The organism is Nonomuraea sp. NPDC049784, from assembly GCF_040659615.1.
Lineage (GTDB): Bacteria > Actinomycetota > Actinomycetes > Streptosporangiales > Streptosporangiaceae > Nonomuraea.
Genome location: NZ_JBFAMX010000066.1, coordinates 13,235 through 31,791, shown reverse-complemented (window position 1 = coordinate 31,791; position 18,557 = coordinate 13,235). Strand labels below are relative to the sequence as shown.

Here is an 18,557-nt window from a genome sequence, read left to right as displayed (position 1 = left end):
GGCACGGGACCGATCCCGCCGACCTCGGAGCCGAGGGCGTCCTTGAGTTCGTACAGGCCCGCGCCGGTCAACGCGGGAATGCCGAGGAAGAAGGAGAGGCGGGTCGCCGCCACCCGGTTCAGGTCCAGGATGAGCGCGGTGGACATCGTCGCACCCGAGCGGGAGAAGCCGGGGAAGAGCAGGGCGAGGATCTGCGAGCAGCCGACCAGCATCGCGTCCTTGAGGGAGGTGTCGTCCTCGCCGCGCTTGTGGCGGCCCACCCGGTCAGCCACCCACATCACGCCGCTGCCGACGATCAGCGAACCTGCCACAACCCACAGCGAGGCCAGTGGGCCATCGATCAGCGGCTTGGCGGCAAGCCCCACGATCACGATCGGGATGGTGGCGTAGACGACCCACCAGGCGAACTTGTAGTCATGGTGGTAACGCTCCTGACGGTTGGCCAGCCCACGCCCCCACGCGGAGACGATCCGCACGATGTCGGCGAAGAAGTAGACCAGCACCGCGGCGATCGCCCCGACCTGGATCACAGCGGTGAACCCGACCACGGAGGCGTCGTCGACCGGGATGCCCATCAGCCCTTCGACGATCTTGAGATGGCCGGTGGAGGAGACGGGGAGGAACTCGGTCACCCCCTCCACGATTCCGAGCAGGATGGCCTGGCCGATGGTGATAGCGCTCATGGGATCCATCTCTGGAGTAGGTGATCAGGTGTCATGTTGGAGGCACGGCGGATGCCGTGACGGAAAGGCGCGCCAGGAGGCGGCCAGGTTACCGGGAGTCTGGTTCAAGGCGCGGCGCCATCGGTCGCGCCACCGGGCCTTGTGGGGCTGCCACGGCAGGCCAGACCGTTGGGGAAGCTGACATCGCTGCCGTTCAACGATGCGCCTGTCGTTGGGCCGAGCTCGTGGCGGTGCGGGAGCGGAGGATCTCCAGAGCCAGTGGCAGGAGGGAGACAGCGACGATCGCACCGACCAGGGGAAGCAGGTAACGGTCGACGCCGGTGATGCTGGACCCCAGGGCATATCCGGCCAGCACCAAGCCCACCGTCCACACCAGGCCGCCGATGAGGCGCAGCAGGTGCCGGTTGCGTGTCCGGTTGAGCAGCGCCCCGGCCACGGCGGCGGCCAGGACCCCGGGCAGCGACAGCCGCCCACCGCTGGCCCCGGTGGTGCACGGCAGTCCGGCGGTGAACAGCAGCGAATCTCCGGGGAGAAAGAACCCGACCAGCAAGCCGGTCTCGGCGAACAGCACCACGAACACCCCAGACTGTGCCGAACGCCGCCAGCAGCGAGGTGGCGTCCAGGAGGTTGAGCGCGTCAGACACCCATGGATCCTTTCCCGCCCTGCACTGTCCTGGCGGCCAGGGCACGTCCAGGCGGACAGGGAACGGTCCGGGTGGCGAGAAGTTCGGTGAACAGGTCCTCCCACTGCGGGCGGATGTGGTCCATGTCGTAGCGGTCAACGGACTGCCGGGCCGCTGCTCCGAGCGACTCGCGCAGTGCACGGTCGGCGATGAGCGATTCGATCCCGGCGGCGAGGGCACCGATGTCGGCGGCCGGGACGAGGAGGCCGTCCTGGCCCGGGGTGATGATCTCGGCGGGGCCGTTGGGGCAGTCGAAGCTGACCACGGACAGGCCGTGAGCCATGGCCTCGGTGAGGACCATGGCGAAGCCTTCGGCCCGGGAGCTGAGGGCGAAGATGGCGCCCTTGGCCAGTTCCTGCTCCAGCGTGGTGGTGCCGCCCATCAGGAAGACGTGGTTGTACAGGTGCAGGCGGTGGATGAGGCTCTGGAGGTCGGCGCGCTGGTTGCCGTCTCCGTAGATGCGCAGCTGCCAGTCGGGGTGAGCGGCGGCGACGGTGGCGAACGCCTCGATCAGCAGGTCGAAGCCTTTCTGCCGGGTGAGCCGGCCGGCTGCGACGATGATGTTGCCGTCCACTGCGGCGGGGGCGCGTTCGGTGGGGGTCAGCGCGTTCGGGATGATCGCCAGGCGGGTGGCGGAGCCGTTGAGCGCGGCGGCGTACTCGGCCGCGTCGGCCTCGGTGAGGGTGACCACGGCGTCCAGGCGGGGGTACCAGCGGCTGATCTGGCGGGCCAGGGCTTTCTTGTGGGAGCGCAGGTGCATGTGCTCCTGCGCCACGCGTACCACGCTGGGCGGGGCGAAGCGGGCGGCCAGCAGGTTCAGAGCGGGGCGGGTGGTGACCAGCACGCCGTCGTCCAGAGACGTCAGAAACCGGACGAGCTTGCGGTCGCTGAGGCGGCTGAAGGTGGCGTAGCGGACCTCCGATCGCGGGATCAGCCTGCTGGGCTGGTGGCGCAGCCAGGCGTTGACGGGGTGCCGCCATCGGGGGCCGCGCAGGTCGATCAGGGCCCGCAGTCGTACCCGGGGGTCGAGGTGGAACTTGAGGTCGTCGCGGGTGCGGAAGACGCTGATCAGTTCGACGTCGTGGTCGGCGGCCAGGGCGCCTGCCTGGTTGAACACGGTGCGGATGGTGCCGCCGACGCTGTAGGCGTTGGTGAGCAGGTAGCGGATCTTCATGCCGATACGGTCCGGCAGATCAGCGAGAGGTTCTGGTAGTCGGTGTAGTACGGCTTGACGCTGATCGCACCGGTGTCGGCGTCGCCGTTCTGGGCCGGGAAGGTCATGACCTTCTTCTTGTTGACGATGTCGTCCAGGTGACGGCCCACCCGCAGCGGCTCCGGGACGCCGGGCACCGTCAGGTGCAGGTCCCAGATCTGGCGGTCGGCGGTCGGCGCCGCCGCGTATGCCGCTGCGATCAGGTCGACATCGACCGATGCCTCGAACCGCTCGCCGTCGAGTGTGGCGGGGCAGCGCAGCACGGCGCCGGGTCGGTCGCGGTTGGTGAGGGTCAATATGGCTCTTCGCGCACCGACGGTGGTGGTACGGCCGGCGCCCACGAGGTGGCCGATCACCAGGACATGGCCGTCTCTCGGCCACACCTGCTCGACCTCGGCGTGTCCGGGATCCATCGCGGTCTGCTGTGTTTGGCTCATGCGCGGTACCCTCGATCTACTATCCAAATAGTAACTACTATTCCGATAGTAGGACATGTGAGAGAGGATGGTTACATGACCAGCGATGAGGGGCGCATGGACAGGCGGCCCGCGGGGATGCTGGAGGAGGAGGTACTGGCAGCCCTGTGGGCCGCGCGGTCGCCGTTGAGCCCGGCGGAGGTGCAGGCCGAGCTCGGCTCGCTGGCGTACACCACGGTCATGACGACGCTGGCCAGGTTGCACCGCAAGGGCCTGGCCACCCGCCAGCGCGTGGGCCGGGGGTTCGTCTACGCTCCCGCGGTGGACGAGGCGGCCCACACTGCCCAGGCGATGGAGGATCTGCTGGCCCGCAGGAGCGACCGGGCGGCGGTGCTGGCACAGTTCGTGTCACGGCTCAGCACCGACGACGAACAGATTCTGCAGCAGCTACTTCGGGAAGGAGACGACTGACATGCGGATCATCGTCTACATGCCATTCGTCATCTCGCTGCTGCTCGGACCGGCCATTCCCCATTTCGGGCGGCGGCTCGCGCCTGCCGCCGCCACCCGGCTGCTGGTGGCCGCGGGCGTGGTGGGCGCGGGCAGCTCCGCTTTCGCACTGATCTGCCTGGCCTGGACGTACGTCGGCCAGATCCCGATGGTGGCCGACGTGGGCGACTGGTCGGTCCGCCTGCTCCAGGCCGACGACCCGGTGCCGACGCCGATCGCCACACTCGCGCTGCTGATCCTCGCCGTCGTCGGCGCCTTCACCCTGAAGGCCGCCACACGGCACGGTCTGGCATTGCGCCGCGCCGCCCGGGCCTGCCGGGAGATGACCGGCGGGCCGGACGGCCTGGTGGTCGTCGACGACCCCGTGCCCCAGGCATACGCCGTCCCCGGCCGCCGGACGGGAGGCGGCCGCATCGTCGTCACCACGGCGATGCTGCGCACCCTGAGCGTCGCCGAACGGCGCGTCCTGATCGCTCATGAGCGGGCCCACCTGCGCGACCGCCACCACCTCTACCGGACCGTGGCCGCCGTGACCGCCGCGCTGAACCCGCTGCTTCGGGCGCTGCCGGCGGCGGTGGATTACACCACCGAACGCTGGGCCGACGAACGAGCCGCCGCCGACGCTGGGGACCGCAGGACCACCGCCCGAGCCATCACACGTGCCGCCCTGGCCACCACTAAGTCATCGCACTCGGCCGCTTCCACCCTCGGGTTCGGCCACGGCGATGTCCCGAAGCGGGTCACTCACCTGCTCGCCGCCCCACCACGGCGCCGTCCCCTCATCTCAGCGGTGCTCATCGTGACCATGGCCGCCTGCCTGGCCGCGGCCAACGAAGCGCGCGCCGACACGGAGTCACTGTTCGAAAAGGCCTACCCATCGGCGGCTGCCGCGGTGACGGCCGTCCCTCATCCGCAGACCGACAGCGGCACCTCATGATCGTGCCGCTGTCTGTCGTCCTGCCCGCCCTTGCCGCGCTATGGGGGCTGCGCGGCGGATCCGGCTACCTCACCATCGCGATGCTGGTGCTGCTGGAGAACTTCGGCGTCCCAGTGCCCGGCGAAACCGTCCTCATCGCCGGCGCGGCCTACGCCGGCCATGGCCACCTCAACATCATGGCCGTCGCCGCCGTGGCGTTCTTGGCCGCCGTGGCCGGCGACAACATCGGCTATGCCATCGGCCGTTCCGGCGGCCGCCGCCTGGTCACCCGCTACGGCCGCTACCTACTCCTGCCCCCCGCCCGCTTCGCACGAGCCGAACAGTTCGTCACCCGGCACGGCCCGGAGATCATCATTGTGGCCCGGTTCATTGAGGGGCTGCGTCAGCTCAACGGCATCATCGCCGGCACCACCGGCATGCCCTGGCGTCGCTTCCTTACCTACAACGCCCTTGGCGCCGCCCTCTGGGTCGCCGTATGGGCAACCCTCGGCAACTACGCCGGCCACCACCTGGCCGCCATCGAAAACGACCTGCGCCACTACCAGTGGTACGCCATCGCGGCACTCGCCCTACTCGCCGGCGCTTACGCGGGTTTCCACATCATCCGCCGACGACGACATGCCCGCCACGACCCTCGGCAGTCCTGACGGCAACCCGCCCACGGCGATCAGCGGCGCCGCCGGACAGTCGGCTGGCCTCTGACCAGTCCTATTAGCCCCACTTGGTCTGCCCCCTATATGGCGCGAGGCAACACCAGGACAGGAGCTGAGCCTCCGCATCGAGGAATAGTGCAGGCATCGACAGGAACGGTCCACTCTACGCGCTGCACGGCCTTTGCCCTCCTGGCCGTACTGGGGCACCAGCGGTGGTAACTGGTGTCGAAGTTGCGGCTGGGGGTCACCCGTGACGCTGGTCGACGTGCGGCCCGAGCCAGAGTACGCCGCCGGGCACATCCCGGACGACGCCATGATTGTGGCCTACGGTGGGGCGCCTACTGCGTGCTGGCCCACGAAGCGGTGCGCTTGCTGATGGCGGTGGCCGGTGCGCCGTCCGCTTGGCCGACGGCATGCTCGAATGGCTTCTGGCCGACCTGCCGGTCGCCGCCTGACCACCCGCCGGTTCCGTAGCCAGACATGCCAGGCGCTGCCCGCCATCACCTCCGTATTCCGTCTCCCGGGCAGGGCTCGCTGGTCAGCTGGCGCTCCCGCCGGGCAGGAACGAGGTGCGGAACGGCTCGGCGTCCAGCATCACGTACAGCCCGCCGGGCGGTTACAGCTTTCCGAGAACGGCCAACGGATGCCGAGATCCTAAAGTGCCAAGGCGGTTCAGAGCGTGAGGAGCGAATGACAGTGGTGGGCCAGGAAAGAGCTGACACCGGGCACCAGGGCCACCGCTGTCGGTCCGCTCAGCAGCAGTCCCACGCTCAGCACCCCGGCCAGGCGTTCTACCCGCTTGAGCGGGGATGCGGGATGGAGCATGCGACGTACACGGACGAGCGCGGTCTCGCCGCCGGCGCCGAGAGCGAAGGCGGGCGTCCGGCCGGTGGCGAGGCCGACCAATGCGGCGGCGATCTGCACGCGTGGATGGCGACGTGCCGCCACGTCGTCGGCCAGCAACTCGATCAACCGGGCGATCTCCACCTTGGCCTCTTCGAACACGGGCACCTTCGGGAAGGCCCTCGCAAGGGTGTGCGCCGCGGCGAGCACGAGGTGATGCCTACCGTGCAGATGGGCGCGCTCGTGCGCGAGCACGGCGGCGACCTGCTCGGGCGAGAGGCTGCGGAGTGCGCCAGTGGTGATCACGGTTTGGGCGTGCCTGCCCGGCAGGCAGTAGGCCAGCCGCTCGTCATAGTCGAGCACCACCGCATCCAGGTCGCCGTCGCGCCGGCCGAGCAGGCCGAGCAGTTCCGCGTGCTCGCGCCGTTCCATACCGGTCCTGGCCAGGACGACGGCGCCGCACGAGAGCACACGGACCACTGTGGCGCCCGCAACCAGGAGCACGCCGGCACCGGCCGCCGTCAAGCCGGCACCGTCGGAGAGCATGGCGGCACACGCTTCGAACAGCCCGGCCAGGCCGTGGCCCACGACATCGGCGGGCACGGCGAGGGCGAACGCGGCCAGCACGGCGGAGCCCACCACGGAGACGCCTGCCGCCTGCCACATCGCGATCGCCAGCCGGGGCGCCCGATCCGCCCAGCTCGCTACTCGCATGAGTCTCGGCAACCAGATCGCGGCGGCCACCGTATAGAGCGCCAGGACGACGGCCGCGATCACGCTGGCCTGCCTTTGTAAGGGAACACCTGCAGGGCAGCCTGGAGCGCGGTCGCCTCCTCCGGGGTGAGCCGTTCGAGGAAGTGCACCAATGTGGCGGCCTGGTTGCCGCTGCCTGCCAGCACGGCCCGCATCAGATCGGCTGTGTAAGCCTCTTTCGAGGAGATGGGCTCGTAAATATAGGCACGGCCGACGGGCTTGCGCTTGAGCAAACCCTTGGCGTGCAACTTGTCCATCACGGTCATCACGGTCGTGTAGGCGATGGTGCGCTGCTGTTGCAGTTCCTCCAGCACTTCACGAACGGAGGCAGGCCGCCGCCGGGCCCACATCACCTCCATGATGGTGGACTCGAGCTCCCCTAGACCGCGCATCATGCCGTTGATGCTACCGGCCATCGTAGTGATCATGATTGGTCGACTTCCCCGGGCTGGGCCACTTTGCGGGTCGGACTGAACGGCCCAGGAGACCGGCATGTACGGACGGCCGTAGTGGTTAGCGGTCATGGTCGCTGCACCGGAAAGGTAAAAAATCGCGCTCAAAACCCCTGCCCGGTAAGGGATTCTGTCACATCTTGTCAAACCGGACGTTGACCATCCATGCGTGACCAAGATCGGGGCGTGGGTCCGGACGCCCCGGTGAATCAGGGTCGAATGGCCCTACCGCCTGTTCCTGGCCGAGATGACAGTGAAGAAGAGGAAGCCTCCTTGAGAAGGTGAGCACGGTGATGTATGGGGATGGTGGCGGCTGGGTCTGGATGGTCTTCATGCCGTTGCTGTGGATCGTGGTGATCGGTCTCGTCGTGTGGGCGGTGATCCGCCTGACGCAAGTCGCATCCGGCGGTCGCTACGGCGGGGGCGGTCGCGAGCACCGGGAGAGCCCGGAGGAGGTCCTTGATCGCCGCTACGCCTCTGGTGAGATCGACACCGACACCTATACCGAGGCCCGCGAACGCCTCGCCGCCCACAGCCCGAGGCCCCGGTGACTAGATTTCGTGGGCGCTGGCTGCCGCTGACCGTGCTGGTCGCCTCGATCGCCGCGTTCATCGCCTCCGTTGTATGGGCCGCGGGCAGCTGCCCTGGGTGACTCCCTGGTCCAGGGTCGATGACGGACGAGGGAGCGTGCGCACCCAGCTGAAGGGATCCAAGGGCGCTGCGTTCGACAAGATGTTCGTCCAGATGATGGTGTCCCACCACAACCGCGCCATCGAAAGGGCCAAGACCGAGCAGGCACAGGGCGCAAACCCCGAAGCCAAGGAACTGGCCAAGACCATTGAAACGGCGCAGCAGGCCGAGGTCGAGCAGATGCAGAAGATCCTCGATCGGCTCTGACAGCCGCCTCTCCGCCGGGCGTTCGTACCGGACGCCCGGCTTCGCCGTGTGCCGACCCAGGCGCAGTCTGACGCGTTCGCCTGACCGCAACGTGGAAATCGTCTTGGGGTCGTATTTCTTGCCGTTGATCGCCCAGTCGTAGGCCATCATGCTGCCGGTGAGTTCCAGCCTGATGGTGCGGTCCGGATTCTTTGGTGCCAGCCGTGCCTCGTCGGCGGGGCGGAGCTTGGCGTAGCGGACGACGTCGCCGTCCAACTCGCTAGGGCGCAAGTCCGCCTTGGGCGCCGACGCTGGTACGGATCAGGCCACAGGCCAGAGCACCCTTGCCTTCGGCCAGCGCGACGAGCGGGAAGACGCCGTCTTTGAGGGTGACCAGCACGTCGTAGCGCTCGCCCATGCCGATCAACAGCGCGTCGGTCTCGGCGTGTTGCACGGGAACCCGCCAGCGTCGCGGTGGCGATCGCCGACCCGCATCCGGTCAGCCAGATCGCGATCAACAGTCGTGGCGCCACCCGCAGTCTCCTGCTACGGGTCATGAAGCCGGGCAGCCAGAAAACGGTCAGAGCGGTGTACGCGATCAGGACGATGGTGGCGGTCACTGCCACGCCGTCTTATGCAGGGCGGCGTCGAGCGAGGCATGTTCCTCGGGGCTGAGCCGCTCGATGAAGTGGACGAGTGTCACCGCCTGGTTCCCTCCTTGCGCCAGCGCCTCCTGCATGAGCTGGGCACTGTAGAGCTCATGGCTGACCACGGGTTCGTACAGGTAGGCCCGGTGGTGTTGGGAGCGCCGCAGGAGTCCTTTCTTGTGAAGTTTGTCCATGACGGTCATGACCGTGGTGTACGCGAGAGGTTTATCGCGCCGCACCCACTGGAGCACATCGCGGACCGACACGGGCCCTTCACTGGACCAGATGTGCTTCATGATCGCAGACTCCAACTCGCCGAGATCACGCATCACCCAGTCCCCTCATCGCCCTTTCTGCTACTGATAATAGTAGATCAGCTCGATGTAGCCGGCAGTCATGACAAGGTGCTTGGCCGTTCTCGACTCGTCGGATCGGCCGACCTCCACGCCAGGTCCAGCGCTGCCGTGAGGGGCCTGACATCGGGTGCGCCTATCCGAGCCTGGAAGCGGGTAATCCAGCTGCGAGGGTGGATGAACTACGGTTGCTCGTAGTATCCCCGATATCCGCGGCGGGCTCGGTCGATTCCTTCCAGGTGCGGCACGAATAGCACACTACGGTTTGTCCGAAAGTTACCCCTTGGGGGTACTTGACGAATTGGGCCTTTCAGGGAGACGGTAGATCGGACGGTGGTACCCCCTAGAGGTATGAAGGGTCAACGCCATGGTCCGATCCTCACTACTCATCGTGTTAGTCGTCGCTGTCGCCGGATGCGGAGCCGGTCAGGCCAAGGGCGATCTCCTCGAACGGGTCAAGGCCGCGGGAGTCATCCGGGTGGCGCAGACCCAGGCCAATCCGCCGTGGAACTTCCTGGAGAACGGCAAGCCCGCAGGCTATGACGTGGACGTGGCCAACGAGCTCGCCAAGCGGCTTGGGATCGCCAGGGTCGAGTTTGTTCCCTCGAACTTCCAGAGTTTCATCGCCGGGGTTCAGGCGGGCAGGTTCGATGCGGTGATCTCGGGCCAGACCATCACCGAAGAGCGTAAGAAGCAGGTCGACTTCTCACGGCCCTACGAGGTGAACGGCATTTCGATCTTCGTTGCAGCCGGGTCGGACATCAGCGGTCTGGCCGACCTGAACGGCAAGAAGGTGGCGGTCACCGCGGGCACGACCCAGGCCGCGTTCGCCAAGAAGTCGATCCCGGGCGCCGACATCAAGACCTACGACAACGCCACGTTGGGCCTGACCGAGGTGGCCAGGAGCCGGGCGGATGCCGCGCTGGTATCCCGTTTCCAGGGCGCCTTCCTGGCCCAGAAGAATGGCCTCACAGTGAAGCCGGCGGGTCCGCTGCTGGAGTCGGAGGTCAACGGCATCTCCTTCGCCAAGGGTTCGACGACCTTCAAGCAGGCCGTGGACAAGGCCCTGGGCGACATGATCTCCGAGGGGACGCTGACCGCGATCTCGAAGAAGTGGCTCGGCGGCCTCGACATGGCCGAGCAGCTCAAGGGGGTCTGATGGACCTCCTGATCGACTTCCTGCCAGACCTGCTCACCGGTCTCGGTGTCACGATCGTGCTGGGCGTGGTCTCGTTCGTCCTCGGCAGCGTGGTGGGCGGCCTGGTGACGCTCGCCCGCATCTCGTCCAGTCGTGTGCTGCGGGTGCTGGCCGCGGCCTATGTGTCGGTGTTCCGGGGTACTCCGCTGCTCATCCAGATCATGATCGTCTACTTTGGGCTGCCGCAGCTTGGGTTGGAGATCCCGCCCATTCCCTCGGCGATCATCGCCTTCACCCTGTTCAGCGCCGCCTACTTGAGCGAGAACTTCCGCGCCGGGGTGCTGGGCGTGGACCGCGGCCAGTGGGAGGCGGCGGCCTCGATGGCCATGCCGTACTGGAAGACGCTGCGCAGGATCATCTTCCCGCAGGCGATCAGGATCGCCACCCCAGCGGTGGGCAGCAGGTTCGTCGCGCTCATGAAGGACACCTCGCTCGCCTCGGCGGTCACCGTCGTTGAGTTGACCCGGGTGGCCGAGGGCATAGGCACCTCGACCTTCCGCTACATGGAGGCACTGTTACTGGTCGGACTCCTGTACTGGCTGGTCAACACGCTGCTGCAGATCGGCCAGCAGGCGCTGGAGCGGCGGATGAGGAGGGCGTACGCATGATCGTCAGCGTTCGCGGGTTGCGTAAGCGCTTCGGGGACCTGGAGGTGCTCAAGGGCATCGACCTCGACGTGGCGCGGGGCGAGGTGGTCGTGGTCATGGGGCCGTCCGGCTCGGGCAAGACCACGCTGATCCGCTGCCTGAACCTGCTCGAGGAGCCGGAGGCCGGCAAGGTGAGCGTCTGCGGCACCGAGCTGGCCTGCGGCGTGCGCCACCCGGCCGGGCAGGTCCGGGAGTTGCGTCGCCGTACCGCCATGGTCTTCCAGCAGTTCAACCTGTTCCCGCATCTGACGGCCCTGCAGAACGTCATGGAGGGCCCGCTTTCCGTACGGCGAGTCCCGCGTGCTCAGGCGGCGGCGCGAGGGCGGGAACTGCTGGCCCGGGTGGGGCTGGCGGACAAGGGTGATTGCTACCCGGCGAAGTTGTCGGGCGGGCAGAAGCAGCGGGTCGCGATCGCCCGGGCGCTGGCCATGGAGCCTGAGGTGATCCTGTTCGACGAGCCGACCTCGGCGCTCGACCCCGAGTTGCACGCGGAGGTGCTCCAGGTGATGCGCGAGCTCGCGCGGGAGGGGATGACGATGGTGGTGGTGACGCACGAGACCGCGTTCGCGCGGGAGGTGGCCGACCGGGTCGTGTTCATGGACGGGGGAACGGTGATCGAGCAGGGGCCGCCGGCGCGGTTCTTCACTGCTCCGGATCATCCCCGGGTCCGGGCGTTCCTGCGGCTGGTGGCCTCATGATCGATGTCGTTGCTGCCCGGGCCCTGACACCCGGCGTCGGAAATGTCGCTCATTTCAACAACGCGGGATCGGCGTTGCCCTCGAGTGGTGTGCTGTCCACCGTCATCGACCACTTGCGGCTGGAAGCGGACATAGGCGGATATGAGGCGGCGGCGAAGAGCGCCGCTCGGCTCGCCGAGGTCTATGCCTCGGCGGCTCGCCTGCTGAACTGCGCGCCGGATGAGATCGCGCTCGTCGACAGCGCGACCCGCGCGTGGGATCTGGCCTTCTACGCGGTGCCGTGGCGGGCCGGCGACCGCATCCTGACCAGCAAGGCTGAGTACGCCAGCAACTTCATCGCCTATCTGCAGGTCGCCGAGCGCTTCGGGGTGCAGGTGGACGTGGTGCCCAACGACGGGCTCGGCCAGATCTCCGTCGACGCGCTGCGCCAGATGGCCGATGAGCGTGTACGGCTTATATCGCTCACGCACATCCCGACCAACGGCGGCCTGGTCAACCCGGCGGCAGAGGTGGGCAAGGTGGCGGCGGAGGTCGGCGCGCTGTTCCTACTGGACGCCTGCCAGTCAGTCGGCCAGTTGCCGATCGACGTCGAGCAGATCGGCTGTGACCTGCTCTCCACCACCGGCCGTAAGTACCTGCGCGCCCCCCGCGGCACGGGCCTGCTCTACGTACAGCAAGCCGCGCTCGATCGGCTCGACCCACCCTTCCTCGACCTGCACGGAGCCCGCTGGGTGGCGCCTTCACGCTACGAGGTACAGCCGGGCGCGCGCCGCTTCGAGAACTGGGAGTACGGCGTCGCCGCCCGCCTCGGCCTCGGCGCGGCCATCGACGAGGCACTCGTATGGGGGCTGGAGAACATTCGGGACCGGGTCTACGCGCTGGCGGACCACCTGCGGGAGCAGCTGACGGAACTGCCCGGCTGTCAGGTGCACGACCAGGGAGCCGAGCGATGCGGAATCGTCACGTTCACCCTGGACGGCACGCCCGCCGACGAGGTCAAGGCGCGGCTGGCCGCTCAGTCGATCAACGTCAGCGTCTCCCGCGCGCCGTCGACGCGGCTCGACATGACGGATCGTGGGTTGGGAGAGCTGGTACGCGCCTCCGTTCACTACTACAACACGGAGGAGGAAATCGCCCAGCTCTATGCAGTCTTGCACCAAGGGTGAGCACTATCCACAGAAGGACGTGCGTAGTCTGCGACCGTTTGCTGGTAACACACAGGCAAGTGCGTTCTGATGGTCTGCAAGGCGCGGCTTTACCTGGCTCCAGGGCTCGTCCCCCGAAGACAAAAGCATCGTTGCGGCCACCATCGCGACGAGGTTGACCGTGCGCGCCGAACTGGAGAGCGGGCAGTACATCACCGTGACGTTTGTGTCACCCCGCCATCACGACGTGGTGACGAGGCCCTGGCCAGTCTGGGGGCGACTGGAAGGAGACCAGGATGCGCATCAACAAATTCTTGATGCTGGCTGGTCCAGCGCTTCTCACCGCAGTCACCCTCGAATTGGTTGCGGCCTCACCGGCCTCGGCCGCACAGATGTCCGGAGAGACGAACGCGATCAGCGCACAGATGCAACCACCCTCCTGCGTGCCCTGCTCGTCCTGGCCAACAGCGAGGTACGGCGGTGACAGGCGATCCCCCACCCGCGATCATGCCCGGGCCAGCACGAGCAACCCGCCACTGGCTCACACCAGCCCCATGACCTGCTAAATCAGAATGGAAACACTCACTGCTCAGCTCATCGGTCACCTTTTCCCGTCGCGCAGGATCACGTCGACAATGCCGTCGACGAAGGTGGTGAGTTCGTCCTCGTCGTGGCGACCAAAGGTTGAGGACCACAGCGCGAAATGTCCGAACAGCGCGGACCACAGGAACCGGGCAACGGATTCGGCGCTGTCGGGCCAGCGCAGTCCCTCGTTCTCGCACGCACGGATGGCCTCCACCCACTGCTGCCACAGGAGGCGGGCAGGGTGCACCTGCCCCGGCTCGCCGAAACTCGAGGCGTCGTGGCCGAACATCAAGCGTATGACACCGTGTTCGGCGGCGGCGAAGGCGCAGAAGGCGTTCGCTTGGGCGCGTAGGCGCTCGCTGGCGTCGGCTCCCTGGGCCGCGGCCTTGTCGTCGGCGTCCCGCATGGCCATGACGACACGTTGGTATCCGTCTTCGGCGACTGCGCGGGCGAGCTGCTCCTTGTCTGCGAAGTGCAGGTACATGCTCTGGGCGGCGATGCCGACCTCGCGGGCAACCTCGCGGAGTGAAACCGGGAGTGCGGTCTCGGTGAGCTTCTGGTCGAGCAGCCGTGCGACGGCGGCCAGGATGTCCGCCCGGAGCCGGTCCCCATGGCCGCGGGGGTTGCGCCTGCGTGCGCTTTCGGTGGCGATGACGGAATCCTTGTTCATGTGTCTTATTCTGCGGCAACCGCTGGCTGGTGGGTTTCTGGGCTTGGCGCGGGAACCCGCCGGTCGCGGCGGTCGTGGTGGGTCCGACAGATCAGGGTGCTGACGGCCGGGCTCACCCGGCCGTCAGCGCAGTGCGTGCGAGGGTTCTTGGGCGGGCCTAGTACTACAGAGCCACTTCCGGCATCAGCCTGCGGTTCCGGCGCCGACGACGACCTTTCGGCGAACGCCCAGCCAGCGGTTTCGGCACGGACCGGCTGTTCTGGCCCTGTAGTACTAGGCCTCGTCGATCGCGCGGGCTGCGGCGCCCATGGCCTGACCGGCGGCGGGCAGGCCGATGTAGGGAACGGCCTGCAGGACTGCCTCCAGGATCTCTGACGGGGTCAGGCCGTTGGCCAGGCCACCCAGGACGTGGTTGCGCACCTCCCAGTGGTGCCCCTGCGCCATGAGTACGCCGAGGGTGACGAGGCTGCGGCTGCGGCGGTCCAGGCCGGGCCGGGACCAGACGTCGCCAAAACATTGCTCCAGCGCGAGGCGGGCTATGTCAGCACCGGGGCCCTCACTGTTGGCGGCTGCGAGCATGTTCTTCTGGAGGAACTCCTCGCCGAACATTTCCCGCACGATCTGTTCGCCGGTTGCCCGGCGGTCGTTGGGCTCACTGCTGCTCATCGGAGTCCTTCCGTCGGGCCTCGCTGATGCGGGGCAGCATGCCCAGTACGGTGGCGGTGGTGGTGCCGGCGTCGACAGGGATCATGGTGCCGGTGATCCAGCGCGACTCCGGGCAGGTGAGGAAGAGGACTGCCCAGGCCAGGTCCCAGGCGGTGCCTTCGGCTCCGAGCAGGTTGGCCGCGCCGCGTAGACGTCGGCCCTCTTGTCCGCCGTGGTCTCCGATGGGGGTGTGCAGGTGGCCGGGCACGAGGCAGTTGACACGGATCTGGTCCGGTCCCCAGGTGTAGGCCAGGTCGGTGGTCAGCGCCTGCAGTGCGCCCTTGCTCGCGCCGTACGCTCCGCTGCCGAAGCCGCGCAGCGCTGCGATGGAGGAGATGTTGACGACCGAGCCGCCTCCGCTGCGTACGAGATGCGGGTAGGCGGCGCGGGCCACCTGCATGGCGGCCGTGACGTTGAGAGCGAAGACCTGGTCCCAGCCCGCGCGGCTGGTGCGGCTGATGTCGCCCTCGCCGCTGATGCCGGCGTTGTTGACGACGGCGTCCAGGCGTCCGGCCCGTTCGGTGAACTCGTCCACGGTGGCGTGGACGGCGGCTTCGTCGGTGATGTCCGCGGTGAGGGCGACGGCCTGGCCGCCGTCGGCCTCGATGCGCTTGCGGGTGTGTTCTGCCCGCCCGGCGTCGATGTCGAGGATGCCGACGGTGGCGCCCTGGGCGGCCAGCAGCAGTGCTGTGGCCGCTCCGGTGCCCAGGAAGTTACCGGCGCTGCCGGCTCCGGTGACCAGTGCCGCTTTGCCTTTCAGGCGGGTGCCGTGTCCGTCGGTGTGTCCGCCGACGTCGAAGGTCTGTTGTTCGCTCATGTCGCTCACCATTCGACCGGGAGAGACTTGAGGCCATACACGATGGAGTTCTTCTTGAAGGGCAGGTCCTCAGCAGGGACGGCGAGCCGGAGTGTGGGGATGCGCTCGAACAGGCGCGGCCAGGCGACCTGCATCTCCACGCGGGCCAGGTTCTGACCCAGGCACTGGTGGGATCCGAAGCCGAAGGCGACGTGGTGGCGGGCGTTGCGGCCGACGTCGAGCTGGTCGGCAGGGCACTCGCCCTCACCGGCACCGAAGGCGCGGCTGTCCCGGTTGCCGGCGATCAGTGAGACGATGACGCCCTCGCCCTTGCGGACGAGCTGTCCGCCGATCTCCACGTCCTCCAGGGCCACCCGGCGTGGGTCGGTGGAGACGATGCTCCAGTAGCGCAGCATCTCCTCCGCGGTGCTGGCAGCGAGTTCGGGGTGTTCGCGCAGCCGGTCGCGCTGGTCGGGGTTGAGCAGCAGCGCGACGGTTCCCAGGCCCAGCATGTTGGCTGTGGTCTCGTGGCCGGCGCCGACCAGGATGCCCACCAGGACGGGCATCATCTCGGGGGCGAAGCCGTCCGGGCCCTCGTGGTCGGTGATCAGCCGGCTGGTCATGTCGTCCCCGGGGTCCCGGCGCTTGCGCTCGATGAGCGACGAGTAGTAGTCGAACGCCGTACGCAGGGCCCGGTCCCGCTCCTCATAGCTGACGTCCAGGTCGGTTCCGGCGTTGGCATGCTGCTGGAAGACGTCGTGGTCTTCGTAGGGGACGCCCAGGATGGCGCAGATAGCACGGGAGGGCATGGGAAGGGCGAAGTCCTGGATGAGGTCGACCGGTCCGCCCTTGGCGAGCATCGCGTCGATCAACTCGTCGGTGATTTTGAGGAGTTCGCCGCGCATCGCCTGGGTGCGCTTGACGCTGAACTCCCTGGTGAGCATCTGCCGCAGACGGGCGTGCTCGGGGTCGTCCAGCCGCAGGAAGATTCCGCCCTCGTGCTCGGCCTGGTTGGAGTGCACGAGGGGGAAGTCAGGGTGGCGCACGTCGGCGCTGAAGGACGGGCTGGACAGCACGGCGCGGATGTCGGCGTGGCGGGTGGCGAGCCAGTGCTGCGTGCCGTTCCAGATGGTGACCTTGTGGAGGCCGCCGGCCTCACGGAACTCGGCGTACTTCGGCGGCTCGCTGAAGGGGCAGCTGCGCTCGGCTGGAAAGAAGGGCGGCTTTTCGCCGGTGACGGTCATAGTGTCTTCCTCGATCAAAGAGCCAGTGCGTGGGCGGTGGGGACTGCGGTGGTGGGGGTGACGGGCCAGGGGGCGTGGTCGAGCACGGCCTGACGCCAGGTGCGCAGGGCTCGGGCCATGCCGCTGCCGAGCGCTCCGTCGACGCGGTGGGGCTGCCCCTCGGCATTGCGATGGCCGTAGACGCCGACGAACCGGCCTGCTTCCAGGGAGCCTTCGACAACGGTGAAGGCCATCTGCCGTCCGGTGGCACCGTAGGACTGCAGCTTGAGGTCGTACTGGTCGGACCAGAAGTACGGCAGAGCGGTGGTGGCCGGTTCGGCACCCATGAGGGCGGCTCCCACCACGCGTCCTTGCTCGGTGGCGGCCAGCCGGTGCTCGCTGCCGACGTGGCGGCCGGTGGCGGGGTCGAGCCAGGCGGCTACGTCGCCCGCAGCCCAGATCCGGTCGGTGGTACGGCCGTGCGCGTCGCACAACACACCGTCGACACCATCTCGTTCCCTGCTGCCGAGCGGGACGCCGGACCCGGTAAGCCAGCCGACCGCCGGCCGCGCCCCGACCGCGACGAGGATCGTGGCTGTCTCGAGTACGGAGCCGTCGTCGAGGACGACGCCGGTGGCCCGGTCAGCCTCGGCGAGGACTTCGGTGACTGTCCTGCCGCAGCGCAGGTCGACGCCGGCGGCCCGGTGCTTGGCCTCCAGCATGGCCGCCACTTCTTCCCCCAGTACGTTGACCATGGGAAGCGGCAGCGGGTCGACCATCGTTACCGAAAGGCCCATGCCGCGAGCGACGGCCGCGGCCTCCGCACCGACAAACCCGGCGCCTACGACGACCAGCGGGCCGCCGTTGCCGAGGGACCCGCGCAGTCGCAGGGCGTCCGACAGGTTCCGCAGCACCTGGACTCCGGACCGCCCCGCTCCCAGCGAGGGAGGGTGCACGGCCTCGGCACCGGTGGCGATGACCAGGGCGTCGTAGGCGAGGGCGGTGCCGTCGGCCAGAGCAACGGTGGACGTCTGCGCGTCAACCGACATGGCGGCCGTGCCGGGTATGTGGGTGATGGCGAGGGCGTCCCACTGTTCCTGCGAGCGCAGCAGCAGGCGTTCGACCTCCCATTCGCCGGCCAGCAGCTGCTTCGAGAGCGGCGGACGGTCGTAGGGCAGTCCCAGCTCCCCGTCGACGAGGGTCACCTCTCCGGTGAAGCCCTGGCGCCGTACCTCCTCGACGACCGCGAGGCCGGCGGCCGACCCGCCGACCACGACGAGACGGCGCGCCCCCTGTTCGGCGAGCACGTCAGTCTTCCTCGATGAGGATGGCCGCGGCCGGGCAGACCTGCGCGGCTTCCCGTACGGCGAAGTGCTGCTCGACCGGGGGCTCGGCGTCCAGCAGGACCACGATGCCGTCCTCGTCCCGCTGGTCGAACACCTCCGGGGCGACCAGAACGCACTGGCCGGCCCCGCAGCACTTCGGCTCGTCAACGGTGATCTTCACTTGCTCAGCCTTCCGGTGAATCCGTTCGGCGGACGCGTCACGGCCCGCCAACCTGACGGCCATCAGCTTATGTTTGTCACCTGACAAGTGCAAGGTTATGGAATTCGCGGGAATCGCAAAGGGCTCGCAAAGGGGGCGTACCGGCAAGAGGTCCGGGCTGGCAGACGCGCCCTCCCGCCCGGCCCGATCGACTACTCGGCGGCCCAGCCCGGCGTGTTCGTCGGCGTAGATGGCGACCATGCTGCCTTCGGAGAGGTATCGGCGGGGGAAGCCGATCCACTCGTCGTGCATCTCGCTGAGCACGGCGGTGACCAGGCGTTCGAGGGCTTCCGGGTTGAGGAAGGCGCTACGGAGGTTGATGGTCG

Annotated in this window: 23 protein-coding genes and 1 pseudogene; 9 read left to right on the top strand and 15 right to left on the bottom strand. The window is 68.0% G+C overall.

Translation table 11 applies throughout. The features are described from left to right. The 4 genes from AB0J09_RS17035 to AB0J09_RS17020 all read right to left on the bottom strand — a co-directional run. On the bottom strand, positions 1-683 hold a 683-nt coding region (locus tag AB0J09_RS17035), incomplete at its 3' end, for an undecaprenyl-diphosphate phosphatase (protein ID WP_360691080.1). 193 nt (positions 684-876) lie between these two features. After that, positions 877-1,254 (bottom strand): hypothetical protein, encoded by a 378-nt coding sequence (locus tag AB0J09_RS17030; RefSeq protein WP_360691077.1) that lies wholly within the window; start codon positions 1,252-1,254, stop codon positions 877-879. Between the two features lie 65 nt (positions 1,255-1,319). Next, complete coding sequence (locus AB0J09_RS17025; protein WP_360691074.1) at positions 1,320-2,540, bottom strand: glycosyltransferase family 4 protein; 1,221 nt, start codon at positions 2,538-2,540, stop codon at positions 1,320-1,322. After that, the gene (locus tag AB0J09_RS17020) at positions 2,537-3,016 is read right to left on the bottom strand and encodes a hypothetical protein (RefSeq protein ID WP_360691071.1); all 480 of its coding nucleotides are present in this window, start codon (positions 3,014-3,016) and stop codon (positions 2,537-2,539) included. The genes AB0J09_RS17025 and AB0J09_RS17020 overlap by 4 nt, the downstream gene beginning before the upstream one ends. Before the next feature lie 75 nt (positions 3,017-3,091). Between AB0J09_RS17020 and AB0J09_RS17015 the strand changes: the two genes are divergently transcribed. Genes AB0J09_RS17015 through AB0J09_RS17005 form a run of 3 tightly spaced genes read left to right on the top strand, consistent with a single transcriptional unit; the run spans position 3,092 to position 5,089 of the window. After that, entirely contained in the window at positions 3,092-3,466 is a 375-nt protein-coding gene (locus AB0J09_RS17015) for a BlaI/MecI/CopY family transcriptional regulator (protein ID WP_360691068.1), read from the top strand. A 1-nt stretch (position 3,467) separates the two neighbouring features. Beyond that, the gene (locus AB0J09_RS17010; protein ID WP_360691065.1) at positions 3,468-4,442 is read left to right on the top strand and encodes a M56 family metallopeptidase; all 975 of its coding nucleotides are present in this window, start codon (positions 3,468-3,470) and stop codon (positions 4,440-4,442) included. Positions 4,443-4,444: 2 nt separating this feature from the next. Then, complete coding sequence (locus AB0J09_RS17005; protein WP_360691062.1) at positions 4,445-5,089, top strand: DedA family protein; 645 nt, start codon at positions 4,445-4,447, stop codon at positions 5,087-5,089. A gap of 678 nt (positions 5,090-5,767) precedes the next feature. Here AB0J09_RS17005 and AB0J09_RS17000 read toward each other — a convergent pair. Continuing rightward, positions 5,768-6,715, bottom strand: coding sequence for a M56 family metallopeptidase (locus tag AB0J09_RS17000; RefSeq protein ID WP_360691059.1), 948 nt, complete (start codon positions 6,713-6,715; stop codon positions 5,768-5,770). Further along, positions 6,712-7,107, bottom strand: coding sequence for a BlaI/MecI/CopY family transcriptional regulator (locus AB0J09_RS16995; RefSeq protein WP_360691056.1), 396 nt, complete (start codon positions 7,105-7,107; stop codon positions 6,712-6,714). The genes AB0J09_RS17000 and AB0J09_RS16995 overlap by 4 nt, the downstream gene beginning before the upstream one ends. 326 nt (positions 7,108-7,433) lie before the next feature. Here AB0J09_RS16995 and AB0J09_RS16990 point away from each other — a divergent pair, with 326 nt between their 5' ends. Together AB0J09_RS16990 and AB0J09_RS16985 are read left to right on the top strand one after the other, a co-directional pair. Beyond that, complete coding sequence (locus tag AB0J09_RS16990) at positions 7,434-7,694, top strand: hypothetical protein (RefSeq protein WP_360691053.1); 261 nt, start codon at positions 7,434-7,436, stop codon at positions 7,692-7,694. A gap of 73 nt (positions 7,695-7,767) precedes the next feature. Continuing rightward, positions 7,768-8,040, top strand: coding sequence for a DUF305 domain-containing protein (locus AB0J09_RS16985; protein WP_360691050.1), 273 nt, complete (start codon positions 7,768-7,770; stop codon positions 8,038-8,040). A 259-nt stretch (positions 8,041-8,299) separates the two neighbouring features. On the opposite strand, the gene AB0J09_RS16980 is transcribed toward AB0J09_RS16985, so the two are convergent. Both AB0J09_RS16980 and AB0J09_RS16975 read right to left on the bottom strand, forming a co-directional pair. After that, complete coding sequence (locus AB0J09_RS16980) at positions 8,300-8,473, bottom strand: hypothetical protein (protein ID WP_360691047.1); 174 nt, start codon at positions 8,471-8,473, stop codon at positions 8,300-8,302. 162 nt (positions 8,474-8,635) lie between these two features. Then, positions 8,636-8,995 (bottom strand): BlaI/MecI/CopY family transcriptional regulator, encoded by a 360-nt coding sequence (locus AB0J09_RS16975; RefSeq protein WP_360691086.1) that lies wholly within the window; start codon positions 8,993-8,995, stop codon positions 8,636-8,638. A 415-nt stretch (positions 8,996-9,410) separates the two neighbouring features. Between AB0J09_RS16975 and AB0J09_RS16970 the strand changes: the two genes are divergently transcribed. The 4 genes from AB0J09_RS16970 to AB0J09_RS16955 are packed head-to-tail and all read left to right on the top strand — an operon-like array spanning position 9,411 to position 12,728. Beyond that, on the top strand, positions 9,411-10,178 hold the full coding sequence (locus AB0J09_RS16970) for a transporter substrate-binding domain-containing protein (protein WP_360691044.1): 768 nt from the start codon (positions 9,411-9,413) through the stop codon (positions 10,176-10,178). Further along, on the top strand, positions 10,178-10,825 hold the full coding sequence (locus AB0J09_RS16965) for an amino acid ABC transporter permease (RefSeq protein WP_360691041.1): 648 nt from the start codon (positions 10,178-10,180) through the stop codon (positions 10,823-10,825). The genes AB0J09_RS16970 and AB0J09_RS16965 overlap by 1 nt, the downstream gene beginning before the upstream one ends. After that, complete coding sequence (locus AB0J09_RS16960; protein WP_360691038.1) at positions 10,822-11,562, top strand: amino acid ABC transporter ATP-binding protein; 741 nt, start codon at positions 10,822-10,824, stop codon at positions 11,560-11,562. The genes AB0J09_RS16965 and AB0J09_RS16960 overlap by 4 nt, the downstream gene beginning before the upstream one ends. Then, entirely contained in the window at positions 11,559-12,728 is a 1,170-nt protein-coding gene (locus AB0J09_RS16955) for an aminotransferase class V-fold PLP-dependent enzyme (RefSeq protein WP_360691035.1), read from the top strand. Before AB0J09_RS16960 ends, AB0J09_RS16955 begins: the two co-directional genes overlap by 4 nt. Positions 12,729-13,308: 580 nt before the next feature. On the opposite strand, the gene AB0J09_RS16950 is transcribed toward AB0J09_RS16955, so the two are convergent. The 7 genes and pseudogenes from AB0J09_RS16950 to AB0J09_RS16920 all read right to left on the bottom strand — a co-directional run. Then, positions 13,309-13,962, bottom strand: coding sequence for a TetR/AcrR family transcriptional regulator (locus tag AB0J09_RS16950; RefSeq protein ID WP_360691032.1), 654 nt, complete (start codon positions 13,960-13,962; stop codon positions 13,309-13,311). 273 nt (positions 13,963-14,235) lie between these two features. Continuing rightward, on the bottom strand, positions 14,236-14,628 hold the full coding sequence (locus AB0J09_RS16945; RefSeq protein WP_360691029.1) for a carboxymuconolactone decarboxylase family protein: 393 nt from the start codon (positions 14,626-14,628) through the stop codon (positions 14,236-14,238). After that, positions 14,615-15,484, bottom strand: a complete 870-nt coding sequence (locus tag AB0J09_RS16940) for an SDR family oxidoreductase (protein ID WP_360691026.1) — start codon at positions 15,482-15,484, stop codon at positions 14,615-14,617. Before AB0J09_RS16940 ends, AB0J09_RS16945 begins: the two co-directional genes overlap by 14 nt. 5 nt (positions 15,485-15,489) lie before the next feature. After that, on the bottom strand, positions 15,490-16,707 hold the full coding sequence (locus AB0J09_RS16935; protein ID WP_360691023.1) for a cytochrome P450: 1,218 nt from the start codon (positions 16,705-16,707) through the stop codon (positions 15,490-15,492). Between the two features lie 14 nt (positions 16,708-16,721). Beyond that, entirely contained in the window at positions 16,722-17,993 is a 1,272-nt protein-coding gene (locus AB0J09_RS16930; RefSeq protein ID WP_360691020.1) for an FAD/NAD(P)-binding oxidoreductase, read from the bottom strand. Between the two features lies 1 nt (position 17,994). Next, positions 17,995-18,192: a ferredoxin gene (locus tag AB0J09_RS16925; RefSeq protein WP_360691083.1), complete on the bottom strand. Its 198-nt coding sequence runs from the start codon at positions 18,190-18,192 to the stop codon at positions 17,995-17,997. 219 nt (positions 18,193-18,411) lie between these two features. Next, positions 18,412-18,534, bottom strand: a pseudogene (locus AB0J09_RS16920) (IS256 family transposase); the annotation flags it as partial. Positions 18,535-18,557: the final 23 nt, after the last annotated feature.